Below are 20,865 nucleotides of genomic sequence, written 5' to 3'. Positions count from 1 at the left end.
AAAGCGCCCCACCCCTGGTACGGCTTCTGACCATTCCAGTGCTTTTGAGAGGGGCGCACGCATCAACCGCTCCGCCACTCGAACGAGTGAACATCACTCCGGAGTTGGCGAACAAGTCTCCCCCGAAGCGCTGTCGGGCATGCGCGGGCCACCGGGTGGAAGTTCGGCCCCGGCTTTGGCAGGATGCCCGCCCGCACCCGCCACGGAGCGATTCCCTCCGCCTGTCGGCCGGGGCTGACCTGCTGATTCGGGCCAACGCCCGGTTCGTGCAGGGCCGGTGAAGACGTCGTGCAGACTGACGGTATGCGCATGGAACTCGCCAGCGAACCCGGCAGCGGTGAACGCCCCAACGAGGACTGGGTGTCCGCCGCGCTCCCGGCGTCCGGCCAGGGTGGGTCCCTGGTCCTGCTCGACGGGGTGACACCGCCGCGGGGTGACGTCGGTTGTGTGCACCCGGTCACCTGGTTCACCGCCAGGCTGGGCGGGGCGCTGGCCGAACTGTCCTGTTCGCGGCGGGATCTGGCCCTGACCGAGGTCCTCGCCGAGTCCATCCGGCGCACCGCGGACGCCCATCGCTTCCAGTGTGACCTTTCTCACGTGCGCACGCCTCAGGCGACTGTGGTGCTCACGCGCTGGGACGAACAGGAGATCGAGTACCTGGTGCTCTCCGACTCCGCGCTCCTCCTGGAGTCGCCGGACGGGACGGTACGGGCGGTCCTCGACGACCGGCTCGACCGGCTGCCGCCCGGCTCCCTCGCCTCGGAGGCGATCGCCGACGCCCGCGCCCGGAACAAGGAGAACGGCTTCTTCACCGCCGCCGCCGACCCCCATGTGGCCTCCCGTGCCGTGACCGGCCGGGTGCCACGCGCGGAGGTCAGGTCCCTGGCCGCGCTGACGGACGGGGCGAGCCGCTGGACGGAGAAGTTCCGGGAGGGGGACTGGGCGGCCGCCCTGGAGCTGCTGCGCAAGGTGGGGCCCCAGGGGCTGATCGACCGGGTGCGGGAGCTGGAGCGGGCGGACACGGACCGCAGGTATCTGCGCCGGAGCAAGACCCACGACGACGCGACAGCGGCCTTCGTGGAGTTCCCGGCCGTCTAGGGGCTGCTCCGGACCGCGCGCCCCGGGCGCACTCCGCCGCACTCGGCCGCGCGCGCCGGTCAGTCCCCGGCGCGCGCGTTCAGCTGGTGCAGCAGCCGGGCCAGTTCGGCGACCTCGGCACGGTCCCAGTCGGCGAGTTTGCGTACGTAGCGTTCGCGGCGGGCGTCGCGGACGCTGCGGAAGCGGGCGAGGCCCTCCTCCGTGAGGTGGACCAGCCAGGCACGGCCGTCGGCCGGGTCGGGCTCGCGGGCCACAAGGCCGTGCGTCTCCAGGGCGCGCAGCTGACGGCTCATGGTCGCCTTGCCCACGCCGATGTAGGCGGCGAGATCCGTGGCCCGCTGCCGGCCCGCCGACTCCAGCCGTACGAGCAGGCCGTAGGCCGCGGCTTCGAGCTGGGGGTGCACCTCGCGGGCCATCTCCCCGGAGTCGGCCCGCGCCCGGCGCAGGAAGACGGACAGCTCCCGTTCCAGAGCGAGGAACTCCTGGTCCCCACCGCTCCCGCCGCCCGTGCCGGGTTCACTCCCGCGTCCGCTCCCGTGCACGTCAGCACCCCTCATACGCTTCCCCGCCGATGAAAGTCTCCTCCGCCGCCGGTCATCGCCGCGGCCCGGCCAGTATTTCGCAGGCCGAGACCCCCGGCGGCTCCCCACCCCGCCCCGCCCGCCTGCCCTCGCGGCGCAGCGGAACGGCCCGCCCTCCCTCCGCGGGGAGAACGGGCCGTCCGTACCGGCCGTGCACGTCGTGCCACGCCCGTCACCGCGTGGCACTCACGCCGCGGCCGGGACCCTCTTCTCCCGCAGACCGGCCGAGGCCGGGGCGAGCGCGATCTCCAGCACCTGGCGGACGTCCGTCACGGGGTGGACCTCCAGACCGTCCAGGACCTCGGCCGGCACGTCGTCCAGGTCGGGCTCGTTGCGCTTGGGGATCACCACGGTGGTGATCCCGGCGCGGTGCGCGGCCAGCAGCTTCTGCTTCAGGCCGCCGATCGGCAGCACCCGTCCGGTCAGCGACACCTCACCGGTCATCGCCACGTCCGTACGGACCTGCCGGCCGGACAGCAGCGAGGCGAGCGCCGTCGTCATCGTGATCCCGGCGCTCGGACCGTCCTTGGGCACCGCGCCCGCCGGGAAGTGGATGTGCACCCCGCGGTCCTTCAGATCCGCGACCGGCAGCTCCAGCTCGGCGCCGTGGGACCGCAGGAAGCTCAGCGCGATCTGCGCCGACTCCTTCATCACGTCACCCAGCTGGCCGGTCAGGGTCAGCCCGGACGCCCCGGTCTCCGGGTCGGCCAGCGAAGCCTCCACGAACAGCACGTCACCGCCCGCCCCGGTCACCGCGAGCCCGGTGGCCACGCCCGGCACCGCGGTACGGCGCTCGGCCGGGTCCTGCGCGGACTCGGGCACGTGGTGCGGGCGCCCGATCAGGGCCCGCAGATCCTTCTCGGTGATGGTGAAGGGGAGCTCGCGGTCGCCCAGTTCGTGCTGGGCCGCGACCTTGCGGAGCAGCCGGGCCACGGCCCGCTCCAGATTGCGCACGCCGGCCTCGCGGGTGTACTCGCCGGCCAGCTTGCGCAGCGCGGACTCGTCGAGCGTGACCTCCTCCTCCTGGAGACCGGCCCGCTCCCGCTGGCGCGGGAGCAGGTGGTCGCGGGCGATGACGACCTTCTCGTCCTCGGTGTAGCCGTCCAGCCTGACCAGCTCCATGCGGTCGAGCAGGGCCTCCGGGATGGCGTCCAGCACATTGGCCGTGGCCAGGAAGACGACGTCGCTGAGGTCGAGTTCGACCTCCAGGTAGTGGTCGCGGAAGGTGTGGTTCTGCGCCGGGTCGAGCACTTCGAGGAGGGCTGCGGCGGGGTCGCCCCGGAAGTCGGAGCCGACCTTGTCGATCTCGTCGAGCAGGACGACCGGGTTCATGGAACCGGCCTCCTTGATGGCCCGGACGATCCGTCCTGGCAGCGCGCCGACGTACGTACGCCGGTGCCCCCTGATCTCCGCCTCGTCCCGGACACCGCCGAGCGCGACGCGGACGAACTTGCGTCCCATGGCGTGCGCGACGCTCTCGCCGAGCGACGTCTTGCCGACCCCTGGCGGGCCCACCAGGGCCAGCACCGCGCCGCCCCGCCGTCCGCCGACGACACCCAGTCCGCGGTCGGCACGCCGCTTGCGCACCGCCAGGTACTCGGTGATCCGCTCCTTCACGTCCTGGAGGCCCGCGTGCTCGGCGTCGAGAACGCGCTGGGCGCCGGGGATGTCGTACGCGTCCTCGGTGCGCTCGTTCCACGGCAGTTCGAGGACGGTGTCGAGCCACGTCCTGATCCAGGAACCCTCCGGGCTCTGGTCGGAGGCCCGCTCCAGCTTGTCGACCTCCTTGAGCGCGGCCTCACGGACGTGCGCGGGGAGGCCGGCGGCCTCGACGCGCGCCCGGTAGTCGCCGGACTCGTCCTCCGGATCGCCGTTGAGCTCGGAGAGCTCCTTGCGTACGGCGTCGAGCTGGCGCCGCAGCAGGAACTCGCGCTGCTGCTTGTCGACGCCCTCCTGGACGTCCTTGGCGATGGACTCGGCCACCTCCTGCTCGGCGAGGTGCTCACCGAGCCACTGGATGGCGAGTTTCAGCCGGGCGACCGCGTCGGCGGTCTCCAGCAGCCGCACCTTCTGGGCGGTGGTGAGGAAGGGGGAGTAGCCGGAGTTGTCGGCGAGGGCGGAGATGTCCTCGATCTGCTGCACCCGGTCCACGACCTGCCAGGCGCCGCGCTTCTTGAGCCAGCTGGTGGCGAGTGCCTTGTACTCCTTGGCCAGTTCCACCACGGCCCCGGGCAGGGGGTCGGGGACGAGGGCGTCGACCTTGGTCCCCTCCACCCACAGCGCTCCGCCGGGCCCGCTGGTCCCGGCGCCGATCCGCATCCGGTCACGGGCCCGGATGAGCGCACCCGGGTCCCCGTCCGAGAGCCGGCCGACCTGCTCGACGGTGCCGAGGACGCCGGTCCCCGTGTACGTCCCGTCGATACGCGGGACGAGCAGCACCTCGGGCTTGCCGCCACCGTCACGCGCGACGGCCTGCGCGGCCTCCACGGCGGCCCGCACCTCCGTGTCCGACAGGTCGAGCGGCACCACCATCCCGGGCAGCACCACCTCGTCGTCGAGCGGCAGCACAGGCAGATCGATCGGTGTGAACGCTTTGGACTCCGTAGCCATGATCTCCCCTTCGGCAGTCAAGTTGAGCTATGTGGACTCAATGCTCATGAGCGCAGGAATGTTCCCCGAGCCTTGTTCGCTCTCAGCGATCACCTTTCCGGGGCCCGCCTCGCGATGATGGCGCCATGACCACTTCCGGCGTTCCCCTCCAGGCCCTTCTCGTGGTGGACATCCAGTCCACCTCCGTCACCGGGGCGGGCGCGGTGCCCGGGGCGGCCCCGCTGCTCGACCGGACGGCCGGCCTGATCGGCCGGGCCCGCGAGAGCGGGGCGCTCGTCGTCCACATCCAGAACGACGGGCCCGCCGGAGCGGGCGACGAGCCCGGCACCCCCGGCTGGGAGCTCCACCTCCCCGTCGGCCCGGGCGAGCCCGTCGTCCGCAAGTCGAGGGACGACGGTTTCGAGGGGACCCCACTCGGCGGACTGCTGGACGGCCACGGGGTGCGAGGGCTCGTGGTGTGCGGCCTGATGTCCGAGATGTGCATCCAGGCCACGGTCCGGGGAGCCCTGGCGCGCGGCTTGCGGGTGGTCCTCCCGTACGACGCCCACGGGACGCACAACATTCCGGCGGCCCCCGGAATCAGCGAGGAGATACCCGCGGCGACGGCCTCGCGGGTCGCCGCCTGGGCCGTCGGCAACGAGGCCGAGGTCACGACGCGCGCCGCGGACGTCACGTTCGCACCCCTGGCGCGCGGCGCGCGGACGGATCAGGGCTGAGCGGCGCCGCGCTCCGACGCCCGTCACCCTCTGTCCCAATTCACTGGCCGGAGGCGGGCCCGGCGGGCGAGGATGGCGGGTCGAAGCGACCGCCGCCACCGGAGACCGGAGAGCCACGCCATGTCCGCCAGCACCGCCCCCGTCACGCTGGACCGCCGTGAGGGACCGTTCGGCGAAGTCGTCCTGCGCGAGCGCGGGACCGACTTCGAGATCATCGCCAACGGGTGCTTCCTCATGGACACCTCCGACGGACGGTCCGAGCGGCTGCTGGTCGACGCGGCACTGGCGGCGCTGCCCCGGGGGCGTACCGCCCCGGCCGTCCTCATCGGCGGTCTCGGCGTCGGTTTCTCGCTCGTCCGGGCCGCCGAGGAGGCGCGCTGGGGGCGGATCGTCGTCGTCGAGCGGGAGCAGGCGATCGTCGACTGGCACCGGCGGGGTCCGCTGGACCGGATCTCGGGTCCGGCGCTGGCCGATCCGCGCACCGAGATCGTGCACACGGATCTCCTCGCCCACCTCCGCACCGCCACGGAGCGTTACGACGCGCTCTGCCTGGACATCGACAACGGCCCGGAGTGGACCGTGACGGAGGACAACGGAACCCTGTATTCCGCCAGCGGCCTCGCGGCCTGCAAGGAGCGTCTCACCCCCGGCGGAGTCCTCGCCGTCTGGTCGGCGCAGCCCTCCTCCGTCTTCGAGGAGGCGTTGCGGAATGCCGGATTCAGCGCGGTACGCACGGAAGAAGTAGCCGTTGCCCGAGGTGTGCCGGACGTGGTCCACCTCGCGGTGCGGGCGAGCTGAGGCGCCGCCGGGCACCCTCACCCTCCGTACGCCCGGGCCAAGCGCCACAAGGCCGACGATCCGCCCCCGCCAGGCGGCACGAGCCGTCACGCGGGGAAACACCCTGCGTAGCCGTGGACGTGCCGCTGCCTTTACGCTGCTGAGCGGCACATGGGTTCTCCCACGACATCCACAAGCGAAGACCGTGCCTCCGGGGAATGGCCCTCGCGAGAACGGGCAGGGGCGGGGCGATGGAACAGACACACACCACCCACAGCGGCGTCGCGGCCACCCCGGGTGCGCAGCGCCGGGTTCTGGTGGTCGAGGACGACTCCACGATCGTGGACGCCATCGCCGCGAGACTCCGGGCCGAGGGCTTCCTCGTGCAGACCGCGCCGGACGGCCCCGCGGCCGTCGACGCGGCCGAGGCGTGGCAGCCCGACCTGATGGTGCTCGACATCATGCTCCCCGGCTTCGACGGGCTGGAGGTCTGCCGCCGCGTGCAGGCCCAGCGTCCCGTGCCGGTGCTGATGCTGACCGCACGCGACGACGAGACCGACATGCTGGTCGGGCTCGGTGTCGGCGCCGACGACTACATGACCAAGCCGTTCTCCATGCGGGAGCTGGCGGCCCGGGTGCACGTACTGCTGCGCCGGGTGGAGCGTGCGGCGCTGGCCGCCGTGACGCCGCGCAGCGGCATACTGCGCCTCGGCGAGCTGGAGATCGACCACGCGCAGCGCCGGGTCCGGGTGCGGGCGGACGACGTCCATCTCACCCCGACCGAGTTCGACCTGCTGGTCTGCCTGGCCAACACCCCGCGGGCGGTGCTCTCCCGTGAGCAGTTGCTGGCCGAGGTCTGGGACTGGGCGGACGCCTCGGGCACCCGTACCGTCGACAGCCACATCAAGGCCCTGCGCCGGAAGATCGGCGCCGAGCGCATCCGAACCGTCCACGGCGTCGGCTACGCACTGGAGACCCCCGCTCCATGAACGGCCCCGGCCGCCGGCTGAGACCCTTCTCCATCAAGGCCAAGCTGGGCACCCTCGTGGTGATCTCGGTGTTCATCACCACCGGCCTGCTGATCGTGGCACTGCGGACCAGGACCGAGTTCCGGTTCATCACGGTCTTCTCGGTGATCGCGACCCTGCTGATCACCCAGTTCGTGGCGCACGGCCTGACCGCGCCGCTGGACGAGATGAGAGCCGTGGCCCGGTCGATCTCGCACGGCGACTACACGACGCGGGTGAGCGGGGCCGGGCGCCGGGACGAGCTGGGCGACCTCGCGCAGACCATCAACCGCATGGCGGACGACCTGGAGGCGCAGGACCGGCACCGCAAGGAGCTGGTGGCCAATGTCTCCCATGAACTGCGCACTCCCATCGCGGCGCTGAGAGCCGTGCTGGAGAACGTCGTCGACGGCGTTTCGGCCGCCGACCCCGAGACGATGCGCACCGCGCTGCGGCAGACGGAGCGGCTGGGCCGGCTGGTGGAGACCCTGCTGGACCTCTCCCGGCTCGACAACGGGGTGGTGGCGCTGAAGGCCCGCCGCTTCGAGGTGTGGCCGTACCTCTCCGGAGTGCTGAAGGAGGCCGGCCTCGCGGCGTCGCGGCGCGGTCTCACCTCGGGTTCCGGCAACGCCTCCCGGCTCGACGTCCATCTGCACCTCGACGTGTCACCGCCCGAACTGACGGCGCACGCCGACGCCGAGCGGCTGCACCAGGTGGTCGCCAACCTCATCGACAACGCGGTCAAGCACAGCCCGCCGCACGGCCGGGTCACCGTGCTGGCCCGGCGCGGCGCGCATCCGGAGTCGCTGGAGCTGGAGGTCGTCGACGAGGGCCCCGGCATCCCGGAGGCCGAACGCCACCGGGTCTTCGAGCGGTTCAACCGCGGCCAGGTCCCCTCCCCCCACGGTCCCGGCAGCGACGGCGGTACGGGGCTGGGCCTGGCGATCGCACGCTGGGCCGTGGAGCTGCACGGCGGCCGCATCGGGGTGGCCGAATCAGCACGCGGCTGCCGGATACAGGTCACTCTTCCGGGAGCCAGGCAGCCGCGAGGTTGACATAGAGTTCGAACCGGAAGGGCACGTTCTGCGTGCCGTTCCCGGTGAGGTTACGGCCGAGTGGCCGAGACCGGGCTGTCGCGTACCCGAAGTGCGGCGGAACCCCGCTTGTTTCCCGCCATTTCCTGCGCCGAAACCCGGCTTCCGATGTGATGTACGCGACGAAGACAGGCCCGGCCTGCACGTAACGGCCAGGGAGGCGTAGCCTTGATTTCCGCTGTCCATCACCTTGTGAAGCGGAAGAGGGCGGTTGCCGCCGTGTCGTCTCAGTCCCCCAGTAACTCGAGCATCTCGACCGACCAACCGGAGCAGGGGAACAATCCTGCCGCCGCGTTCGGCCCCAATGAGTGGCTCGTCGACGAGATCTACCAGCAGTACCTACAGGACCCCAATTCGGTCGATCGCGCCTGGTGGGACTTTTTCGCCGACTACAAGCCGGGCGCGTCCGGCACGGCGGAAAAGCCCGACGCCGCAGCCGCGGTGACGCCGGCTCCGGCCGGGCCCGCACCGACCCAGACCACCACCGCTCCCCCGGCGGCGCCCGCGCAGACCCCGGCTCCGGCCGAGGAACCTGCCGCGGCACCCGCGGCTCCGGCTGAGGCACCTGCCGCCCCGGCGCAGCCCGCGGCCGCCGCTCCGGCTCCCGCCGCGCCCGCGCCCGCGCCCGCTGCCCCGGCAGCTCCGGCGAAGGCCGCGGCTGCTCCGGCACCGGCACCGGCGGCCGCTCCGGCGGCCGAAGCCCCGGCCGGCCCGGAGTACGTCACGCTGCGCGGCCCGTCGGCCGCCGTGGCGAAGAACATGAACGCCTCGCTGGAGCTGCCGACGGCCACGTCCGTCCGCGCCATCCCGGTGAAGCTGCTCTTCGACAACCGCATCGTCATCAACAACCATCTGAAGCGCGCCCGGGGCGGGAAGATCTCCTTCACCCACCTCATCGGGTACGCGATGGTGCAGGCCCTCAAGGCCATGCCGTCGATGAACTACTCCTTCGCGGTCAAGGACGGCAAGCCGACCCTGGTCAAGCCGGAGCACGTCAACCTTGGCCTGGCCATCGACCTGGTCAAGCCGAACGGCGACCGCCAGCTCGTCGTCGCGGCCATCAAGAAGGCCGAGACGCTCAACTTCTTCGAGTTCTGGCAGGCGTACGAGGACATCGTCCGCCGTGCCCGCGTCGGCAAGCTCGGCATGGACGACTTCACCGGGGTCACCGCCTCGCTGACCAACCCCGGCGGGATCGGCACCGTGCACTCGGTGCCCCGCCTGATGCCCGGACAGGGCGTCATCCTGGGCGTCGGCGCCATGGACTACCCGGCCGAGTTCCAGGGCACGTCCCAGGACACCCTGAACAAGCTGGGCATCTCCAAGGTCATGACGCTGACCTCGACGTACGACCACCGGGTCATCCAGGGCGCCGCCTCCGGCGAGTTCCTGCGCGTCCTGAGCCAGCTCCTGCTCGGCGAGAACGACTTCTACGACGAGATCTTCAAGGCGCTGCGCATCCCCTACGAGCCGGTCCGCTGGCTCAAGGACATCGACGCCTCGCACGACGACGACGTCACCAAGGCCGCCCGGGTCTTCGAGCTGATCCACTCCTACCGGGTCCGCGGCCACGTCATGGCCGACACCGACCCGCTGGAGTACCGCCAGCGCAAGCACCCCGACCTCGACATCACCGAGCACGGCCTCACCCTGTGGGACCTGGAGCGGGACTTCGCGGTCGGCGGTTTCGCCGGCAAGACGATGATGAAGCTCCGCGACATCCTCGGGGTCCTGCGCGAGTCGTACTGCCGCACCACCGGCATCGAGTTCATGCACATCCAGGAGCCCAAGGAGCGCAAGTGGCTCCAGGACCGGGTGGAGCGCCCGCGCCCGGCCCCGGAGCGCGAGGAGCAGCTGCGGATTTTGCGCCGCCTCAACGCCGCCGAGGCGTTCGAGACGTTCCTGCAGACCAAGTACGTCGGTCAGAAGCGGTTCTCGCTGGAGGGCGGCGAGTCCGTCATCCCGCTGCTCGACGCCGTCATCGACTCCGCCGCCGAGGCCCGCCTCGACGAGGTCGTCATCGGCATGGCCCACCGCGGCCGGCTGAACGTCCTGGCGAACATCGTCGGCAAGTCGTACGCGCAGATCTTCCGGGAGTTCGAGGGCAACCTCGACCCGCGGTCGATGCACGGCTCCGGCGACGTCAAGTACCACCTGGGCGCCGAGGGCACCTTCACCGGTCTGGACGGCGAGCAGATCAAGGTCTCGCTGGCCGCCAACCCCTCCCACCTGGAGGCGGTCGACCCGGTCCTGGAGGGCATCGCCCGCGCCAAGCAGGACATCATCAACAAGGGCGGCACGGACTTCACGGTCCTGCCCGTCGCGCTCCACGGCGACGCGGCCTTCGCGGGCCAGGGTGTCGTCGCCGAGACGCTCAACATGTCGCAGCTGCGCGGCTACCGCACCGGCGGCACGGTGCACGTGGTGATCAACAACCAGGTCGGCTTCACCGCCGCCCCGGAGTCCTCGCGCTCCTCGATGTACGCCACCGACGTGGCGCGCATGATCGAGGCGCCGATCATCCACGTCAACGGTGACGACCCGGAGGCCGTGGTCCGTGTCGCGCGGCTCGCCTTCGAGTACCGGCAGACGTTCAACAAGGACGTCGTGATCGACCTCATCTGCTACCGCCGCCGCGGTCACAACGAGGGCGACAACCCGGAGTTCACCAACCCGCAGATGTACACCCTGATCGACAAGAAGCGCTCGGTGCGCAAGCTCTACACCGAGTCCCTCATCGGCCGCGGCGACATCACCCTGGAAGAGGCCGAGCAGGCGCTCCAGGACTTCCAGGGCCAGCTGGAGAAGGTCTTCGCGGAGGTCCGCGAGGCCACTTCGGCGCCGTCCCAGCCGCACATCCCGCACGTCCAGGCCGAGTTCCCGGTCACCGTGAACACCGCGGTCTCCACCGAGGTCGTCAAGGCCATCGCGGAATCGCAGGTGAACATCCCCGACGAGATCACCGTGCACCCGCGCCTGATGCCGCAGATGCAGCGCCGCGCCGCGTCCGTGGAGAACGGCACGATCGACTGGGGCATGGGCGAGACCCTGGCGATCGGTTCGCTGCTGATGGAGGGCACCCCGGTCCGGCTCGCCGGCCAGGACACCCGCCGTGGCACCTTCGGCCAGCGCCACGCGGTGCTCGTCGACCAGAAGACCGGCGAGGACTACACCCCGCTGCTCTACCTGACCGAGGACCAGGCCCGCTACAACGTCTACGACTCGCTGCTCAGCGAGTACGCGGCGATGGGCTTCGAGTACGGCTACTCGCTGGCCCGCCCGGAGTCGCTGGTCATCTGGGAGGCCCAGTTCGGTGACTTCGTCAACGGCGCGCAGACCGTCGTGGACGAGTTCATCTCCTCGGCCGAGCAGAAGTGGGGCCAGACCTCCGGCGTCACGCTGCTGCTGCCGCACGGTTACGAGGGCCAGGGCCCGGACCACTCGTCCGCCCGCCCGGAGCGCTTCCTCCAGATGTGCGCGCAGGACAACATGACGGTGGCCATGCCCACGCTGCCGTCGAACTACTTCCACCTCCTGCGGTGGCAGGTGCACAACCCGCACCACAAGCCGCTGATCGTCTTCACCCCGAAGTCGATGCTCCGCCTCAAGGCGGCGGCCTCCAAGGTGGAGGAGTTCACCACCGGCGGCTTCCGCCCGGTCATCGGTGACGAGTCGGTCAAGCCCGAGAGCGTCCGCAAGGTCGTCTTCTGCACCGGCAAGCTCTACTACGACCTGGACGCCGAGCGCGAGAAGCGCGGGGACACCGAGACGGCGATCATCCGCCTGGAGCGCCTGTACCCGCTGCCGGGTGCCGAGATCCAGGCCGAGATCGCCAAGTACCCCAACGCGGAGAAGTACCTCTGGGCCCAGGAGGAGCCGGCCAACCAGGGTGCGTGGCCGTTCATCGCGCTCAACCTGATCGACCACCTGGACCTGGCCGTCGGTGCCGACGTCCCGCACGGTGAGCGTCTGCGCCGCATCTCGCGGCCGCACGGCTCCTCCCCGGCGGTCGGCTCGGCCAAGCGCCACCAGGCCGAGCAGGGACAGCTGCTCGCCGAGGTGTTCGAAGCCTGATCAGCCGCTGTACGCACCGGAGGGCCCGGTCCCGCGAGTCGATCGCGGGACCGGGCCCTCCGGCCTGCCGGGGGTGCGGGTGCCGGTCAGCTCATCCGGGGCTCCACGTCCCGGAACGGCCGGTTGCGGTAACGGGCCGACAGAGCGGTCCGGCCGAGGGCCTCGGCAGTCTCCTCCGGGCACGCCCTACTCTGGTGGAGACCATCACCGTTCTCATCCGGAGCGAGCGCAGCACATGTACTTCACCGATCGCGGCATCGAGGAACTGGAGAAGCGGCGGGGCGAGGAGGAGGTAACCTTCGAGTGGCTCGCCGAGCAGCTCCGTACGTTCGTCGACCTCAACCCCGACTTCGAGGTCCCGGTCGAGCGCCTCGCCACCTGGCTGGCCCGGCTGGACGACGAGGACGACGACGCCTGACCCCCACCGGCCGGCTCAGCCCTCCGCCTCGTCCCTGATCCGGTTGTAGGCGAGCCCCAGCGCCCCCTGCGCCACCAGTACGGCGCCCGCCACGAGCCAGCCGGCGCTGCGCCGCCCGGCCCCCGTGAGCAGGAGCGGGACGCCTAGGGCCAACTGGGCGGCGGCGATGGTACGGGCGCGGGGCCCGCGCACCCACGGACCGAGCCTCCCGCTCTCCACCGCGTCGAGCTCGACGCGTACGGCATCGCGCCAGCCCGCCCACTCGATCCGCTCCGCTTCGCGGTGGGCCCCGGCGGCGGCGCGCAGCCGGTCAGCGGGTTCGCAGGGGCCGACCCCCGGTGGGAGCGCGGCTCCGGTGCGGGCGAGGACGGCGAGGAGTCCGCGCAGCCGGGCTCCGGCGTCCGTTCCGGGGTCCGGGCGGGTCAGCGCCTCCAGCGCCTGGACGTCCAGGACGGGGTCGAGGCCGAGCCGGGCCGCGAAGGTGCGCATGGCCTCGTCCTCGCCGGCCGGGGTCCCGTCCGCCAGCCAGACGTACCCGACCGGGCGGCGGAATCCGGACGCGAGGGTGTACCCGGCCCGGTCGCCGTCCCACCACAGCGCGATGACCGGCCAGGTGGAACCGACCGCGAGTGCGGCGGCCCAGCCACCCGTCACCCGGTCGACGGGCTCCGCCCCGTGCGGTCCCCCGTCCCGCCAGGGCCTTCCCTCGGGTACGAGAGCGCTCCAGCCGTCTCCGGCGGGTGTCAGCACCATCGGCTCGCGCAGGAGATGCGCGGGCGGCCGTACGGACTCGGGGACGGCCCGGCACAGCAGCAGCGCTCCCACTGGTGTCGCGTTCATGTCTCATACGCTAGGGCAATTCGTCCGTCTATGGTCTGTTTCGGCGGCCGAATCACCCAGGCGACCGGGGCGGCCGCCACACGGCTGCCGCCCCGGTCACTTCGAGGTCCGGTCACTTCGGGTCGCGGTTGAACAATGCCGTCGACCACCGGTAGCCGAGCGCGGTGAGCCCGAGGCACCAGGCGACGGCGAGCCATCCGCTGTGGCCGATCTCGGTGCCCAGGAGCAGGCCGCGCAGGGTTTCGATGGCGGGGGTGAAGGGCTGGTACTCGGCGATCGGCTGGAACCAGCCCGGCATCGTGCCGACCGGGATGAAGGCGCTCGAAATGAGCGGCAGGAGGATGAGCGGCATGGCCATGTTGCTGGCCGCCTCCGCGTTCGGGCTGGCCATGCCCATCCCGACCGCGATCCAGGTCAGTGCCAGGGAGAAGAGGGTGAGCAGTCCCAACGCGGCCAGCCACTCCAGGGCGGTGGCGTCCGTGGAGCGGAAACCGATCGCCACGCCGACAGCACCCACGAGCAGCAGGCTCGCGAGCACCTTCAGGACGCTGCCCACGACGTGTCCGACGAGCACGGACGGGCGGTGGATCGCCATCGTGCGGAAGCGGGCGATGAGGCCCTCGCTCATGTCGGTGGAGACGGAGATCGCCGCCCCGATGACGGTGCTGCCGATGGTCATCATGAGGATGCCCGGGACGAGGTAGGCGATGTAGTCGGAACGGTCGGCGCCGCCGCTGATGCCCGCGCTCATCACGTCGCCGAAGACGTAGACGAAGAGCAGGAGCAGGATGACCGGGCTGAGCAGCAAATTCAGGGTGAGGGAGGGGTAGCGGCGGGCGTGCAGGAGGTTGCGGCGCAGCATGGTGTGCGAGTCGCGGACGGTGAGGGAGAGGGTGCTCATCGGGCTGTCTCCTTGGAGGCGGGGGCGTGGGTGCTGCTGGTGAGGGCGAAGAACACGTCGTCGAGGTCGGGGGTGTGGACGGTCAGTTCGTCGGCCTCGATGCCGGCGGAGTCCAGCCGGTCGAGGACGGAGCGCAGTTCGCGCTGGCTGCCGTCGCTCGGCATCCGCAGCGACAGCCCCTCGTCGTCCCGGGTGACCTCGTCCAGGGCGAGGGCGGCGGACCGGTAGGCGGCCGGGTCGTCGAAACGCAGCCGTACGTGCCCGCCGGGGACGAGCCGCTTGAGCTCCTCGGGGGTGCCCTGGGCGGCGATCCTGCCGTTGTGGAGGACCGCGACGCGGTCGGCGAGCTGGTCGGCCTCTTCCAGGTACTGGGTGGTGAGGAAGACGGTGACCCCGCCGGCGACCAGCGCGCGGATGATCTGCCACATGCTGTGGCGGCTGCGCGGGTCCAGGCCGGTGGTCGGTTCGTCCAGGAAGATGATCCGGGGGTCGCCGACCAGGGTCATGGCCAGGTCGAGGCGGCGCTTCATGCCGCCGGAGTAGGTGGACACGGGCTTCCTCGCGGCGTCCACCAGGTCGAAGCGGGCCAGGAGTTCGGCGGCGGTACGACGGCCCCGCGCGCGGGTGAGGTGGTGCAGGTCCGCCATGAGGAGCATGTTCTCCTCACCCGTGATCAGGCCGTCCACGGCCGAGAACTGCCCGGTGACCCCGATCGCCGCGCGGACCGCCTGCGGGTCCGCCGCCAGGTCGTGGCCTCCGACGCGCAGGTCACCCGCGTCGGCGCCGATGAGCGTGGAGAGGATCTTCACCACGGTGGTCTTGCCGGCACCGTTCGGACCGAGCAGGGCGAAGACGCTGCCCTCGGCGATGCTCAGATCGATGCCGTCGAGCACGGTCCTGCCGTCGTACGACTTGGTGAGGCCGGTGGCCGTGATCACGGGGGCGGCGGGGCCTGCGGAGGAAGCAAGAGTTGTTGTGCTCATGACAGATAGACCCTTCCGAGGGCTCTTGGTCGACGAACAGAGGACTGGGGGGGGCCGGCACGTTCGACGCCGGCACCGCGAGGTGCGAGACGCGAGCTGGGGACCTCGACGTCCTGGGCCGAGGTCCACGGCCTCAGGCGCGGTGGATCTCGATGTCGCCGGCCGCCGTGTGGGCGCGGACCTCGACGGTGTTCTCGGCCGCCCCGGGACCGTCGGAGGGGCCGAGCGAGTTGCGTACGGCACCGGCCCCCGTGTGCACGTCGAGCCAGGCGGCCGTGGCCTCGCGGATGCCGACACCGATGTTCCCGGCGGAGCTCCGCAGCGTCACCTTGCCGCGCACCACCTCGCCGATCCGGACGGAGCCGGAGGCGGACTTGGCCTCGACCGAGGCGTGGGCGAGACCGATCACGACCGAGCCGTTGGACGAGCCCACCCGCAGCTCACCGACGACCTCGTCGATCGCGGACTCGCCGTTGGAGTTCTTCACGGTGGCGGCGCCGCCGATCCGGCCGACCCGCACCTGGCCCGAGCCGCGGACCTCGGCATCGCCCGCCACGCTCCCCACCCAGATGTCGCCGTGACCGGTCTTGAGGTGGACGGTGGCCGCGCTCTCCACCCGGATGTCGCCCATCGACGTCTGGATGCGGCAGCCCGCGACCTCGCCCTCGACGGTGGCGTTCACCATCGGGGACGTGCACCGGATCTCGGACCCGGCGGGCAGTTCTACGGTGATGTCGAGCGAGGCGCTCTTACCGAACAGGGAGCGCTTGTTGGGCCCCGTGACCGTCAGCCGGCCGCCGGAGCAGCTGACCTTGGTCTGCTCCGCCGCCTGGACGTCCTTCTTGTCGTCGGTGGTCGGCCGCACCTCGACGACCGTGTCCGGACGCTTGCCCGCGGTGATCCGCAGGGAGCCCATCTCGAACTCGATGGTGGCGGTGATGGCTTCGGGAGTCTCGTAAGCAGGCATGGCTGTCCCGTCCTCGTGGCTAGGTGATGTTCCCGCCGGTCGGGCGGGGTGTGAGTGAAGTGGGTCCGGGGGGCGAGTGGGCCGGGCGGCGCGTACGGCTAGCGCACCCAGCCGGTGTAGCCCCGGTGTCCGGTGGAGTGGCTGTCCGCGTGACGGCGGGAGGGCTCGGCGGCGGGCTCGAAGGCGGCGGAGACCGCCCGCACCAGCCAGGCGTTGACCGACATGCTTTCCTTGCCGGCGGCGTCCTCGACCCTGGTCTTGAGGTGGGCCGGGAGCCGGAAGTTGATCCGGGCGGTGGCACCGTCGTCCCCGTCGGCCGGGGCGGCGGACGACGCGGGGGCCGGTACGGCGGTTCGCGCCGGCCCATCCTCCTCGTACGGCTCCGGCGCGGGCGGCGCCGTCACCACGAACTCCGGGTCGAGACCCCGCAGCCGCACGTCGACCGAGCCCGGCGCCAGCTCCCGCGTCACTTCGCCCATGGCGGTGGACAGTGCGTCGAGGAGGATCAGGCGGGTGGCGGACTCCAGTGGGGCGGTGAGCCGCTCGGCGAGGGCCCGGGCGTCATCGCCTCCGGCGTCCGCGGCGACGGCGAGCTCCCGCCGGAGATTGTCGATGTAAGGGGTGAGGTCCATGACGCCATCATGGCACATCTGAGGTGCCATTGCGAGCCATTCTGGCTCCGATTCGAAGTAACCCCTTCTGACCTGGAGCTTCTCGTTCGTATTGGCCCGTCATAACGCCCTGCTGACCACGGGATGGCCCCTGAAGTAGAAGTGATGGCGCCACTATAGCGCCATCAGGACGCCGCACCCTGACGTCACCCACCCGACCCACAGTGCCTTGACTTCCCATTTCCGCGATATATCGTGTTCCGACGAGACGCGATATGTTGCGTCACTCCCCGCCCAACGGAAGGTCTGATCCATGCCGGTGTCGACGTGGGCCATCGCCGAGCCTCGTAAGCTCACCTTCGACGAACCGGTGACGGCGCTGCACGTGCGCATCGTCAGCGGCGCCGTCAACGTGGTCGGTACGGAGGAACAGCGCGCCCGTCTGGAGGTCTCGGACGTCGAGGGTCCCCCGCTGATCGTGACGCAGCAGGACGGTGTTCTCACAGTCGCCTACGAGGATCTGCCCTGGAAGGGCTTCCTCAAGTGGCTCGACCCGAAGGACCGCGGGCGCCGGGCGGTCGTCTCCCTCGCCGTGCCGGCCGGTTCGTCCGTCGAGGTCGGTGTCGTGGACGCCGGAGCGGTCGTCTCCGGTATCCGGGGGCGTACGGAGGTGCGCGGCGTCACCGGAGACACCACCCTCGTCGGCCTCTCCGGCGGGGTGCACGGAGAGTCGGTCTCCGGCAGCCTGGAGGCGCAGGCCGTCACCGGCGACCTCCGCTTCCAGTCCGTGTCCGGCGACCTCACGGTGGTCGACGGTGCCGGGAGTTCCGTACGCGCCGAATCGGTCAGCGGGGACATGGTCCTGGACCTCGACCCGTCCGGAAAGCCCACCGACATCCGGCTCGCCACGGTCTCCGGCGAGATCGCGATCCGGCTGCCCCACCCCACCGACGCGAAGGTCGAGGCGAACACCGCGAGCGGAGCGGTCTCCAACGCCTTCGAGGATCTGCGGGTCAGCGGTATGTGGGGCGCCAAGAAGATCACCGGGACGCTGGGCGCGGGCACGGGAACCCTGCGCGCGACGACCGTGTCCGGCGCGATCGCCCTCCTGCGCCGCCCACCGGCCGAGGACGGCCCGTACGCATCCGAGCCGACCGGAAAGGTCCTCTGACATGGCCCCCGTATTCGCCCACGGCCGCCTGCGCCTCTACCTCCTCAAGCTGCTGGACGAGGCGCCCCGCCACGGCTACGAGGTGATCCGGCTGCTGGAGGAGCGCTTCCAGGGGCTGTACGCGCCCTCCGCCGGCACCGTCTATCCGCGTCTGGCCAAACTGGAGGCCGAGGGCCTGGTCACCCACGCCACGGAGGGCGGCCGCAAGGTCTACTCGATCACGGAGGCGGGACGCGGTGAACTGGCGGGCCGCAGCGGCGAGCTGGCCGATCTGGAGCTGGAGATCCGCGACTCGGTCGCCGAACTGGCGGCGGAGATCCGCGACGACGTACGCGGGGCGGCGGGCAGGCTGCGCAGCGACATGCGGGCGGCGGCCTCCGCGTCCCGTCACACGGCGGGCACCAGGGGCGGCGGGGAGCCCGGGCCCGCCGGCCTCGGGGATCTCGGGGATCTCGGCAACAGCGAGGCGTGGCGGCTGGCGAAGGAGGAGCTCCGCAAGGCCAGGCACGAGTGGAAGGAACAGGCCCGCCGGGCGAAGGACGAGTCGCGGCGTGCCCGTGAGGACGCCCAGCGGGCCCGCCGCCAGGCCGAGGAGGCCCACGAGAGGGCCAGCGAGCAGATGCAGAACGCCGCGCGCCAGGTGCAGGAGCACTTCGCGCGGGGCGACTGGCCCACGGGTGTACGGGAAGGGCTGGCGGAGATCACCGGCCAGCTGGGGAGCTTCGCCAGAACCGGCAACTGGTCCACCGCCACCACGCCGGACCCTACCGCCGCCCAGGCCGACCCCGAATGGGGCAAGGACACCGTGGGCTCGGGCGATCCGGCCCGCGACCTGGACCGGCTGCTGGACCGCTTCCGCGACGAGATCCGTGACGCGGCCCGGGACCGGGGCGTCACGGAGAACCAGGTGGCGGAGGCCCGCCGCCACCTGGCGACGGCGGCGACCCGTATCGGCACGCTGCTGCGCGGGCCGGCGGCGGACGACCCCACCGGCGAGCGGGACTGACGTACCCGGCCCGGCCCCGGCTTCCGGCGGCCGGGCCGGGTCCCGGGCGTCAGCCCGCCTTCGCGGACCCCTCTCCCCCGGCCCCGTACATCGCCCGGTCCACGGTCGCGTACGTCGCCCCGTGCTCGGCGAGTACGTCGGCGACCACGCCGGGGCGGGCCGTGAGCGCCAGCAGAAGGTGCTCCTCGCCGATGAAGCGGTCACCGCGGCCCAGCGCCACCCGCAGGGAGTTCTCCAGAACGCCCTTCGCGCCGCGGGTGAAGGGCCGGCCCGACGACCACCACCGCCTGCCCTTACGCTCGTCACCCGCCAGCGCGCCCTCACCGTGCGCGTCCTCCACCCGGGCCACGATCTCACCGACGTCGATCCCCATACCGGCCAGCGCTTCGGTGTCCGCCCTGGTCAGGCCGCCCCGCCGGCGGGCGGCGGCGAGTGACGCCTCCAGCGAGGCGCGGCGGCCGGTGAGACCGAGCGTCGCGGCGGCGAACGAGGCCCGGCTGCCCTCCTGGTCGAGCAGCGCCAGCAGGAGGTGCTCCTCGGTGACCGTATCGGCCCCGAGGCGTTCGGCATGCGTCACGGCGCCCGTCACGGTGGCCCGGGCCCCTCGGGTGAATCGCTCGAACATCAAAGCCTCCCGTGCTTCTTGTGGACGGCCTGCCGGCTCACGCCGAGCTCGGCCGCGATCTCCTGCCACGACCAGCCCTGCGCGCGGGCGCTTCTCACCTGTACCGCTTCCAGCTGCTCAAGCAGCCGCCGCAGCGCGGCGACGGCCCGCAGCCCGACACGCGGGTCGCGGTCGCCGGCACGCGCGGCAAGGTCCGTTGCTTCGGTCATGACGTCAACTTACATTGACAACCCTGAGGCGTCAACCATCGTTGACGGAGGCACGGGAGGGCCGGTCAGACCGTCAGTACGATCTTGCCGAACTGGTCACCCGAGGCCAGCCGTTCGAACCCCTCGCGGGCCCGGTCGAGCGGCAGTACCTCATCGATCACGGGCCGCACGCCGGTGGCCGCGCAGAACGACAGCAGGCTCTCCAGCTCCTCCTTCGAGCCCATCGTCGAGCCGACGACCTTCAGTTCCAGGAAGAAGATCCGGGTCAGCTCGGCATGGGAGGGCCGGTCGCCGCTGGTGGCGCCGGAGATGACCAGGGTCCCGCCGGGCCGCAGGGACTTCACCGAGTGCGACCAGGTCGCGGCGCCCACCGTCTCGATGACGGCGTCGACGCGCTGCGGGAGCCGCGCACCGGACTCGAACGCCTCGACGGCGCCGAGTTCGACGGCCCGCTCGCGCTTGGCCGCGTCCCGGCTGGTCGCGTAGACCCGTAGTCCCGCCGCCTTGCCGAGGACGATCGCCGCGGTGGCGACGCCACCGCCCGCGCCCTGCACGAGCACGGAGTCGCCAGGACGCACCCCTGCGTTGGTGAAGAGCATCCGGTACGCGGTGAGCCAGGCGGTCGGCAGGCAGGCGGCCTCCTCGAAGGAGAGCTCCGCGGGCTTGGCCAGGACGTTCCAGGACGGCACGGTGACCAGCTCGGCGAAGGTGCCCTGGTACCGCTCGGTGAGGATGGAGCGCGGCTCGTCGGCCCCGACTCCGTACCCGCTCTGACCGATGACGGAGTGCAGGACGACCTCGTTGCCGTCCTGGTCGATCCCGGCGGCGTCGCAGCCGAGGATCATCGGCAGCTTGTCCTCGGCGAGGCCGACGCCCCGCAGGGACCAGAGGTCGTGGTGGTTGAGGGAGGCGGCCCTGACCTTGACGGTGGTCCAGCCGGGACGCGCCCCGGGCGAGGGGCGTTCACCCAGCTCTAGTCCGTCGAGGGGCTGGTCGCGGTCGATGCGTGCGGCGTAGGCGGCGAACATGGCCCCGACGATAGGGCGGGGCGGGCGGCCGCGTAACCGGATACGCGTGTGACGCGCGCCGCGCCCGTGCACTCGGGCGGCCCGGGCGGGCGACCGGCCCGGCACGTCCCGCCCGGCGACCGGGGAGCCGGAGCCAGGGGGAGCACCGG

19 protein-coding genes are annotated in these 20,865 nt (G+C 71.7%); 9 read left to right on the top strand and 10 right to left on the bottom strand.

The window, feature by feature from the left end; genetic code table 11:
* Positions 1-303: 303 nt before the first annotated feature.
* Positions 304-1,098 carry a protein phosphatase 2C domain-containing protein gene (locus tag Sfulv_RS19815; RefSeq protein WP_173315909.1) on the top strand — a complete coding sequence of 265 codons (795 nt, stop codon included), beginning with the start codon at positions 304-306 and terminating at the stop codon, positions 1,096-1,098.
* A gap of 59 nt (positions 1,099-1,157) precedes the next feature.
* Here the strand turns inward: Sfulv_RS19815 and Sfulv_RS19810 are convergent, their stop codons facing one another.
* Both Sfulv_RS19810 and lon read right to left on the bottom strand, forming a co-directional pair.
* The gene (locus tag Sfulv_RS19810) at positions 1,158-1,655 is read right to left on the bottom strand and encodes a MarR family winged helix-turn-helix transcriptional regulator (protein ID WP_173315907.1); all 498 of its coding nucleotides are present in this window, start codon (positions 1,653-1,655) and stop codon (positions 1,158-1,160) included.
* 210 nt (positions 1,656-1,865) lie between these two features.
* Positions 1,866-4,289: an endopeptidase La gene (gene lon, locus Sfulv_RS19805; protein WP_173315905.1), complete on the bottom strand. Its 2,424-nt coding sequence runs from the start codon at positions 4,287-4,289 to the stop codon at positions 1,866-1,868.
* A gap of 125 nt (positions 4,290-4,414) precedes the next feature.
* On the opposite strand from lon, the gene Sfulv_RS19800 reads away from it, so the two are divergent.
* The 6 genes from Sfulv_RS19800 (at position 4,415) to Sfulv_RS19775 (ending at position 12,375) form a co-directional block, all read left to right on the top strand.
* Positions 4,415-5,005 carry an isochorismatase family protein gene (locus Sfulv_RS19800; protein WP_173315903.1) on the top strand — a complete coding sequence of 197 codons (591 nt, stop codon included), beginning with the start codon at positions 4,415-4,417 and terminating at the stop codon, positions 5,003-5,005.
* 120 nt (positions 5,006-5,125) lie between these two features.
* Positions 5,126-5,803 carry a spermidine synthase family protein gene (locus Sfulv_RS19795; RefSeq protein ID WP_173315901.1) on the top strand — a complete coding sequence of 226 codons (678 nt, stop codon included), beginning with the start codon at positions 5,126-5,128 and terminating at the stop codon, positions 5,801-5,803.
* A 230-nt stretch (positions 5,804-6,033) separates the two neighbouring features.
* Positions 6,034-6,771 carry a response regulator transcription factor gene (locus Sfulv_RS19790; protein ID WP_173315899.1) on the top strand — a complete coding sequence of 246 codons (738 nt, stop codon included), beginning with the start codon at positions 6,034-6,036 and terminating at the stop codon, positions 6,769-6,771.
* A complete protein-coding gene (locus tag Sfulv_RS19785) occupies positions 6,768-7,844 on the top strand; it encodes a HAMP domain-containing sensor histidine kinase (protein ID WP_173315897.1) in 1,077 nt (358 codons plus the stop codon). The genes Sfulv_RS19790 and Sfulv_RS19785 overlap by 4 nt, the downstream gene beginning before the upstream one ends.
* A 258-nt stretch (positions 7,845-8,102) precedes the next feature.
* The gene (locus Sfulv_RS19780; RefSeq protein ID WP_173315895.1) at positions 8,103-11,957 is read left to right on the top strand and encodes a multifunctional oxoglutarate decarboxylase/oxoglutarate dehydrogenase thiamine pyrophosphate-binding subunit/dihydrolipoyllysine-residue succinyltransferase subunit; all 3,855 of its coding nucleotides are present in this window, start codon (positions 8,103-8,105) and stop codon (positions 11,955-11,957) included.
* 235 nt (positions 11,958-12,192) lie between these two features.
* Positions 12,193-12,375, top strand: coding sequence for a DUF6104 family protein (locus tag Sfulv_RS19775; protein WP_067035457.1), 183 nt, complete (start codon positions 12,193-12,195; stop codon positions 12,373-12,375).
* Positions 12,376-12,390: 15 nt separating this feature from the next.
* Here Sfulv_RS19775 and Sfulv_RS19770 read toward each other — a convergent pair whose 3' ends face one another.
* The 5 genes from Sfulv_RS19770 to Sfulv_RS19750 all read right to left on the bottom strand — a co-directional run bounded on the left by Sfulv_RS19770 (position 12,391) and on the right by Sfulv_RS19750 (position 16,698).
* Entirely contained in the window at positions 12,391-13,215 is an 825-nt protein-coding gene (locus tag Sfulv_RS19770; protein ID WP_173315893.1) for a hypothetical protein, read from the bottom strand.
* A 112-nt stretch (positions 13,216-13,327) separates the two neighbouring features.
* Positions 13,328-14,116, bottom strand: coding sequence for an ABC transporter permease (locus Sfulv_RS19765; protein WP_173315891.1), 789 nt, complete (start codon positions 14,114-14,116; stop codon positions 13,328-13,330).
* Positions 14,113-15,099, bottom strand: coding sequence for an ATP-binding cassette domain-containing protein (locus Sfulv_RS19760; protein ID WP_173315889.1), 987 nt, complete (start codon positions 15,097-15,099; stop codon positions 14,113-14,115). Before Sfulv_RS19760 ends, Sfulv_RS19765 begins: the two co-directional genes overlap by 4 nt.
* A 133-nt stretch (positions 15,100-15,232) precedes the next feature.
* Positions 15,233-16,066: a DUF4097 family beta strand repeat-containing protein gene (locus tag Sfulv_RS19755; protein WP_173315887.1), complete on the bottom strand. Its 834-nt coding sequence runs from the start codon at positions 16,064-16,066 to the stop codon at positions 15,233-15,235.
* A 98-nt stretch (positions 16,067-16,164) separates the two neighbouring features.
* Entirely contained in the window at positions 16,165-16,698 is a 534-nt protein-coding gene (locus Sfulv_RS19750) for a hypothetical protein (protein WP_173315885.1), read from the bottom strand.
* A gap of 292 nt (positions 16,699-16,990) precedes the next feature.
* Here Sfulv_RS19750 and Sfulv_RS19745 point away from each other — a divergent pair, with 292 nt between their 5' ends.
* Complete coding sequence (locus Sfulv_RS19745; protein ID WP_173315884.1) at positions 16,991-17,848, top strand: DUF4097 family beta strand repeat-containing protein; 858 nt, start codon at positions 16,991-16,993, stop codon at positions 17,846-17,848.
* A gap of 1 nt (position 17,849) precedes the next feature.
* The gene (locus Sfulv_RS19740) at positions 17,850-18,854 is read left to right on the top strand and encodes a PadR family transcriptional regulator (protein ID WP_173315882.1); all 1,005 of its coding nucleotides are present in this window, start codon (positions 17,850-17,852) and stop codon (positions 18,852-18,854) included.
* Positions 18,855-18,903: 49 nt separating this feature from the next.
* Here Sfulv_RS19740 and Sfulv_RS19735 read toward each other — a convergent pair whose 3' ends face one another.
* From Sfulv_RS19735 to Sfulv_RS19725, 3 genes are all read right to left on the bottom strand, one after another.
* The gene (locus Sfulv_RS19735) at positions 18,904-19,479 is read right to left on the bottom strand and encodes a Clp protease N-terminal domain-containing protein (RefSeq protein WP_173315880.1); all 576 of its coding nucleotides are present in this window, start codon (positions 19,477-19,479) and stop codon (positions 18,904-18,906) included.
* On the bottom strand, positions 19,479-19,688 hold the full coding sequence (locus Sfulv_RS19730) for a helix-turn-helix domain-containing protein (RefSeq protein ID WP_173315878.1): 210 nt from the start codon (positions 19,686-19,688) through the stop codon (positions 19,479-19,481). The genes Sfulv_RS19735 and Sfulv_RS19730 overlap by 1 nt, the downstream gene beginning before the upstream one ends.
* Positions 19,689-19,753: 65 nt before the next feature.
* Complete coding sequence (locus Sfulv_RS19725; protein WP_173315876.1) at positions 19,754-20,716, bottom strand: zinc-binding dehydrogenase; 963 nt, start codon at positions 20,714-20,716, stop codon at positions 19,754-19,756.
* Positions 20,717-20,865 lie beyond the last annotated feature (149 nt).

It is taken from the genome of Streptomyces fulvorobeus, from assembly GCF_013167895.1.
GTDB lineage: Bacteria > Actinomycetota > Actinomycetes > Streptomycetales > Streptomycetaceae > Streptomyces > Streptomyces fulvorobeus.
This window is presented reverse-complemented; position numbering and strand designations above follow the sequence as displayed.